The organism is Bacteroides xylanisolvens XB1A, from assembly GCF_000210075.1.
Classification (GTDB): Bacteria; Bacteroidota; Bacteroidia; order Bacteroidales; family Bacteroidaceae; genus Bacteroides; species Bacteroides xylanisolvens.
This window is the reverse complement of sequence record NC_021017.1, coordinates 1,202,291-1,210,266: the sequence shown is the minus strand read 5'-3', so window position 1 is coordinate 1,210,266 and position 7,976 is coordinate 1,202,291. Positions and strand designations below refer to the sequence as shown.

Annotated in this window: 4 protein-coding genes; all 4 read right to left on the bottom strand. The window is 39.8% G+C overall.

The genetic code is table 11. The features are described from left to right. Positions 1 to 100: 100 nt before the first annotated feature. The 4 genes from BXY_RS05065 to BXY_RS05050 all read right to left on the bottom strand — a co-directional run bounded on the left by BXY_RS05065 (position 101) and on the right by BXY_RS05050 (position 7,975). Complete coding sequence (locus tag BXY_RS05065; protein ID WP_015531342.1) at positions 101 to 2,104, bottom strand: DUF4954 family protein; 2,004 nt, start codon at positions 2,102 to 2,104, stop codon at positions 101 to 103. Between the two features lie 133 nt (positions 2,105 to 2,237). Further along, positions 2,238 to 3,497, bottom strand: coding sequence for a GTPase HflX (gene hflX, locus BXY_RS05060; protein ID WP_004315613.1), 1,260 nt, complete (start codon positions 3,495 to 3,497; stop codon positions 2,238 to 2,240). Positions 3,498 to 3,598: 101 nt separating this feature from the next. Continuing rightward, positions 3,599 to 5,071, bottom strand: a complete 1,473-nt coding sequence (locus tag BXY_RS05055) for a SusD/RagB family nutrient-binding outer membrane lipoprotein (RefSeq protein ID WP_009041214.1) — start codon at positions 5,069 to 5,071, stop codon at positions 3,599 to 3,601. A 21-nt stretch (positions 5,072 to 5,092) separates the two neighbouring features. Then, positions 5,093 to 7,975, bottom strand: a complete 2,883-nt coding sequence (locus BXY_RS05050) for a SusC/RagA family TonB-linked outer membrane protein (RefSeq protein ID WP_243442476.1) — start codon at positions 7,973 to 7,975, stop codon at positions 5,093 to 5,095. Between the last annotated feature and the right edge of the window lies 1 nt (position 7,976).

Genomic DNA, 7,976 nt, shown 5'->3' with positions numbered 1-7,976 from the left:
AACCGATAAATTCTCATTTAACCAATAAACTCCCATTTAACCGATAAATTCTCATTTAACCGATAAATTCCCATTTATTTATCTACTTATTTTTGACTCGCTACACAATTTCCGTTTTATCAATCATTTTGATTCGCTCGATGAGCTCATTTCCAAGAGCCGTTTTATCTTCAATATGTTTCAACACCGCAGTCACAAATGTATTGCTTTCGAAATCACCGCGTACTTGCTCAAAGTCCTGCTTCATTTCGTCATGAGAGCCATCAGCACCGAATCCGGTCATGGAAGATAACGAGAATTCTTTCTTAGCATCCTCATATACCATCTTGTCCAATCCGACAACAGCTTGCTGCCAGGCTTTCACGATACCGATGATATCTTGCGCTGTTATCGTTTCCGGATCTAAGCCATAAAATTCCTGAATCTTATGATAAGCCCATGTCCATTCATAAGTATAATAATTCTCGTGCATTTCCGCGAAGCTTGCATTGATGGACTTTAAACGATTGACTGCTCCTTTCTCAATACCATCCAGTAATCGGTCGATCTCACCCTTGGGAGCAATCAGTCCGGAAACATCTACCCATTCGCCAATACCAATTTCCGTATCGGGTTTCAGGCGTTGGCGGATTTCTTCATTGCTCTGGAAGTTAATGCCTTCCAGTCGTTTTATAATGGAGTTTCCTAAGAACTTGTGGATAGCAATTTCATAAAAACGGATTCCGTTGTTCAAAGAAGAGTTCTTGATTTTAGCACTCTGGTAAGAGTAGATTTCTGAAGTTTCACCGGACACACGTTTCAATTCTTTCAAAATGGAACGCCCTTTGAACATCTTCTGAATGGTATAAGGACTCAACAGGTTATAGTTGATATAATCCAGCCTGTTCGGGTCTTTACGATTATCACGTTTCGGCCATTTTTGTGCGTCACGGATAGTACCTACACTTCTCAAGTTGACTCCCGGAACCAGATAAGTCGTATTCCGCTGCTCTATCAGGTAAGAGAAAGGAAGATTAGAAGTATCGGCATGATTGACATGACGTCCCATGACCAATGAGAAAGCTCCGACACGTGCCGGCCACAAGATATAGGAATCAGAAGTGGTCTTCGCTCCTCTTTCCATTGTTCCTTGATGAATAGGACCTAACTTATACATGTGGTTGCTCTGATTGGATCCCGAACCTGCATTCATAAACGAGAACATTCCGGCAATCAGCAAAGTAGATTTATGATGTGTCACGGTGAAAGGACCTGCGAAAATAGCACATGCCTCACCGTTCTCTCCTTGGCAATTACTAAAAAACAAAGAATCGGAAGCGGAATAATTATGTCCCAATTTACAGGACTGCCCGACGAAGCAACGGGTCAGCATCGTACCGTCATCCACTTTTGAACCGGAAGAGATAATGAAGTCGTCACAAATTACCCCGTGACCGATATGTACAGGCGCTGTCACATTACTATTGACGCTTCCATTGGATAAGCGGCAAGTTCCACAGATATGGCAGTAATCACCAATCCGGACATTCTTGATTGAACCTGTATTGAGAATCATGACATGATTGCCAATACTGCCGATAGCAGAAGCATGTTTATTGGAATAATAATCCGCAATAGATTTCATACGGTTAATCAGTTCGGGACGATGGCGGTACAACGCAAGTATATATGCCTGATGCGCAGACAGTTTGTCGTTCATCAACACTTCACGACCTCCTGTTTCATTCAAGACAGCCACTTCTACCCCATTACCGAAAGTGCTTAATCCATCCACTAAAATAATATCTACATTCTCAATGAAAGTATCACTACCGATCTCATAGTTAGCAATGTAGTTCTGGATATTCTCAATACAACAGTTATCGCCCACTGATACATTATGCAACGTCACATGACGCAATCCCGAATGTTTCTTGATTCCCCCTGGCAATGTAAATTCTGATTTGAATACCCCCAGTTTCACTTCACCCGAGAAACGGGTATGATGAACGTACTCACAATTAAAGCCCTCTGCCACTGATACATTTCCCCAATCATCGGCCAGACACGACTGGCTCTTCAACTGAAGTACCTCATCTTCAGTCAATCTACGATAGTCTTTCATATACTAAATGATTTATGAGTTATGATTTATGAATTATGATTTATGAATTATGATTTATGAACTGTGATGTTGTCCGTCATAATCGCACAGCCAACTCATAATTCAGAAATCATAAATCATAAATCCCTCCCGTTTATTCTTCCTCTTCTTCGTAGGTCTGATAAAGAAAATCGTTATAGGGATATTTCTGAACGTGTAATTCTTTCACTCGCTGATAAACTACATTTTTCAGTTCGTCTATATTGATTCGTTCGCGGGCGGAAATAAAGAGGCAGTTATCCTCCATTTTTGCCATCCACGTCTTCATCAGTTCTTCGAGTGTTAAGTTTTCCTTTGTTCGGGGGGTAAGGTCGTCCGGCGCTTTCTCCACGTAGGTGTAAGCGTCTATTTTATTAAATACAAGTATCATAGGTTTGCCACTGCCGCCAATCTCTGCCAGTGTCTTGTTCACTACCTCAATCTGTTCCTCAAATCCGGGGTGGGAAATATCGACTACGTGCACAAGCAAATCTGCTTCACGCACTTCATCCAGGGTAGATTTAAAAGATTCTACCAGGTCGGTAGGCAACTTGCGAATAAATCCTACCGTATCCGACAACAAGAACGGTAGATTATCAATAATCACTTTACGCACAGTGGTGTCTAAAGTCGCAAATAGTTTGTTTTCTGCAAACACTTCGCTCTTGGAGAGAAGATTCATCATGGTTGATTTTCCCACGTTGGTATAACCAACCAGTGCAACACGTATCATGCGTCCGCGATTCTTTCGTTGGGTAGCTTTCTGCTTGTCAATCTCCGCCAGACGTTCTTTCAATAATGACATACGGTTCAGGATGATACGGCGGTCCATCTCGAGCTGTGTTTCACCCGGACCACGAAGTCCCACGGAACCTTTACCGCCACCGGCACCGGAACCTCCTCCCTGGCGTTCCAAGTGAGTCCAAAGTCGCTGCAAACGCGGCAACATATATTTATATTGTGCCAGCTCTACCTGCGTCTTCGCATTGGCTGTCTGTGCACGCATGGCAAATATATCAAGGATCAGTGAAGTACGGTCCAGTATCTTCACTTTCAGTTCGGCTTCAATATTACGAATCTGTTTCGCAGAAAGCTCATCATCAAAGATGACCATTCCTACTTCACGTTCTTCTTCCTCTTCGTTACGAATATATTGTCTGATTTCTTCCAACTTTCCTTTTCCGACATAAGTCACTGAATGAGCTGTCGGCAACTTCTGCGTAAATCGTTTCACTACTTCCGCCCCAGCCGTCTCGGCAAGGAAAGCCAGTTCATCCAGATACTCGTTCGTCTTACGCTCATCCTGCGTTTGTGTGATGAGTCCGACAAGCACTGCTGTCTCTACTTTGGCTTCGGATATTACAAATTCTTTCATTCTTTACTTCTAATATATAATAATGTGGGCGCAAATATAACAAAAAAAAAGAGGACAATGTTTTATTGTCCTCTTTTTCGTATCATTTATCACCTTAGAATCTATAAATCAAACCACATCTTTTCCCAAATTTTAGGAGATTCTTTGGGTGCATTAGGATTAGCAGTCATTTCCTCAGGACTATATTCCCATCTACGAATAAGTTCCCGAGAAGTAGCTTCTGTCGGCACAGTAAGTGCAGGTACCTCATTACCATTGGATCCTGATCTTCTCCACTGTACAAATTCTTCCAACGGTCTGTCCATCAAATCAATCCATTGCTGAATATGAATCTCATATAAAGCTCTATCAGGTTCCAATGTGTTTAAATCATCCAAAGCATCAATAAATTCAGTTGTCTTTACCGGATCCGCTTCATAATAATCACAAGCTGTTTGAATAGCTTTCTTATATAATTCATTAGCTTTCACCAAATTAGAAGTTACTCCCAACCCACGTACATACGCTTCCGCTTCAAAAAACAACTGTTCCTGATAAGAATAAATTAATTCAGGTGCCTCTTTTCTAAAAAGATACTTACTTATAACGGAAGATAATAAATCCGCATTTTCATCATCAGTTTCTTCTGCTGCCTGCCGAGTATCCAAGCCTCGATACACCCCGTCAGCTCCCGGTTCAAAATATCTGGAAATACGAGAATCATTGCGTTCCTGCATAGGCTTCAATACATTATTATTTGCAAAAAACATAATATTGATGCCATTTGTATACTTCTCCAATATTTTATATTTAGGATTTTCATTACCTGCAGTCTGTAAATATGGGAACTGCAGATTATCATCAGCCGAACTAATCATACCACCGTCACTTATCAACTTTCCAATCTGTTCTGCTTTCGTCGGATCTTTATCCACCATTGTCATTAAAGTTCTGAATTTTAAAGATTTGGCCAACCGAATCCACTTTTGCATATCACCTTTATAAAAAATATCGTAATCAGTAATGGCCAAAGGATCATCCAAGTTGATCTCATTCAACGCTTCATCCAACAAGCTTACTACACCATTCAAAACTACTTCCTGAGAATCAAATTTCGGATACTTAACTCCTTCTATCCAAGCCTCTGTAAATGGAATATCTCCCCATATCATTGTTGTCTCATAAATATGTTGAGCTAGAATAATTTTACATTGAGCAATTCCATTATGATTAACAGGAGTAGCTTCTTGAGCATTTTTGATAGCTAACTGCAAATTATTACCTCCAACAGAATAGTAATGCTTCCATGTATTACCAAGGCTATATGGATCTATGACATAATAACCTTCCGCCCAGCCCCCATAATCATCGCCGCCGTCTGCCTGACACTGGATACTTTGAGAAAGAGGAATGTAAGCATCTCCTCCGGTACGACTACCAGCCCAATTCACTACTGCATAATTGAATAAATATCCGGGATCCACCTTTTCCGCAGAATTTGGATTATGATTAACATCCAACCAATCACTACATGAGCTCAAAATAGCACATGCAAATATGATTGCTATAGTATATATTGATCTTTTATTTTTCATATTATTTCTCTTTGATAATTATTATAATGTCAATCTAATATTAAATCCGAAACTTCTTGTTGTCGGGATACTATTGAACTCAACTCCCCCACCGATCTGTGCAGGTCCAAAAAAGTTAGCTTCCGGATCAATGTGAGGCACATGATCTTTTATAATCCAAAGATTACGAGCCTCAAAGCCTAAATCAAGAGATTTGACAAAGAAACTTCTGAACCATTTTCTAGGAAAACTATAAGAAAAGTTCAACTCACGTAATTTAACATATGAAGCATCGAAAATATTACCCTCATTATTACTTGATTTTGCCACATGCCCCCAATAATCTTGCATACTTTTAACCGGCACATCATTAGCTCTGTAAGTTCCATCAGATTGTAAGATGACTCCCGGTTCAATAAACGACGCATCTTCTCGATGAGCAGCAGTTTCAGCAGCAAGTCCGGTAGTACGTAAAGTACCCACTGTTTCAGAGTAAAGAGAACCACCTTGACGAATATCTATCAGGAAACTCAATGTGAAACCTTTGTAAGAGAACGTATTATTAATACCCATTGTAAAGTCCGGGTAAACATCTCCCAAACGCACATTGTTTACAATTTCACGGAGTCCTGTCTTTTCGTTAATAACATAATTGCCCGAATCATCACGTTTCCAACCTGTACCATACAGACCAAACGAACCACCAACTTCCGCTTTTATCTGCAATCCACTCAACCCACTAGTCAACGAGTACTCATCCAACCCTTCTGCCAGCTCATCAACTTTCTGGGTGTTTTTTGCAAAAGTAGCCTCCAAGTCCCATTTAAAGTCCTTAGTCTGTACAGGGGTAACTCCTAATGCTACTTCAATCCCTTTATTAGATACTTTTCCCGCATTAATATTATTGGCAAAATACCCCGTGGACAAAGGAACATCAATGCTTACGATTTGATTTTTAGTTACACTTTTATAATAAGTCAAGTCTAAACGAATACGATTTTGGAAAAAGCGTAAATCAGTACCTACCTCAAACGATGCCTGATTTTGTGGTTTAAGATTCTCATTCGGCAATACACGAGGACCTGTAAATCCTACTAATCCATTATGGGGAAAAACATTCGTTAAATTATACTGCAAAAAATAAGAATTAACCGGAGTATATTGAAACGCCAACTGGTATGGTTGTTCATCACTACCGACATTAGCATAACTCATACGCAATTTTCCATAACTCAAAACATCCTTATTCTTCATCAATTCTGTAAAAATAAAACTACCACTAATTGACGGATAAAAATAAGAACGGTTATTTACAGGTAATGTAGATGACCAGTCATTTCTTCCTGTCACATCCAAGAATACCATATTCTTATAACTGAAGCTTATATCTCCATAAAGACCAACCAGCCGTTTCTTAGAGGTATAATTTACCGGACTCGTTGTCTTAGCATTAGTATATGCATACAATTCATCTACAACCAGATTTTGCGCCAACACATTATTATTTCTCCAGTCTTCCTGATATATATTGTGTCCCAACATTACTTTTACTCCATAATCTTCCGCAAATGTTTTCTCATACGATATCATCAAATCATTATTCAAAATACGCTTATAGAGATCCCATGTCTGGAACTGTCCTTCAAGATTACCAATTGTCCCTTTCGAATATACTTTACGTCTGGTTTCTGTATAAAAGTCAGTTCCTGCATTATTCGAGATTGTCAGTCCTTCTATCGGTTTATAAGTCAAAACAATATTGCCGATAAGACGATCCAACTGATTAGTAAATTTATTCTTGTTGATTATCCAATACGGATTGTTACTCTTTCCTTCCGGATCCAGTGATATTTGCTTACCGTATTCGTCAATCCAATTGTTTTTCACATCGTTGATATTTACCGTACGCGGCATTCCGTTTATCAAAGGAATGAGCAAGTTATTATCATTAGATCCCTGAGCAGGCCGTCCTTCCGAATCAGAGCGGATGTACTGTGCTGAAACTCGCCCTGTGAAGTTCTTGGTGAAATTCATACCACCATTAACGGCAAAAGCATATTTATTATAATCGGATCCGGGCACCACCCCTGTCTGATTAGTAGTAGAGACACTGATTCTAAAATCAGAACGTTCTGTACCACCAGCAATTGCGACATTATTTATATAACTCATACCTGTCTCATAGAAATCTTTTACATTATCAGGATATGCTTGCAAAGTAACCTGTTCTCCTTTAAAATCTGCAAATGTCTGATCTTGCACAGAAGATATCTTAGGCCCCCAACCATTCAACATTTTTACATTATATTTGCCATAACTTCCTTGTGCGTAATCATTTTGAAAATCTGGCAGTTTCAAAACATTCTCAAAACGTGTGGAAGAATTAACTGTAACAGATACCTGCGAATTGCGACTACCTTTTTTGGTAGTTATTACGATAGCACCATCTTTCGCACGCGCACCATACAATGCAGTTGCCGCAGCCCCTTTTAAAACATTAATAGACTCGATATCATCCGAGCTAATATCTCCTGCACGGTTTCCAACATCAACAATGCCATTAGTTCTGTCCGGATTGAACGCCCCATTGTCAATAGGCAAACCATCAACAATAAAAAGTGGAGACGACACGCTACCAATAGAAGAAGCACCACGAATCTGAATACTAGAACTTCCCCCTGCAGTACCTGACGACTGTCCAATCTGTACACCTGCGATCTTACCTGATAAAGAGTTTAAAACATTACTTTCACGTGCCTTGGTTATTTCATCACCTTTAACACTTGTCACTGAATATCCCAAAGACTTTTCAGAACGTTTAATCCCCATCGCAGTCACCACAACCTCATCAAGTTTCTGAGAATCAGATTTTAGCACAACTTTCAGATTCGGTTTTATAACCACTTCCTGCGTCTGCATACCAATA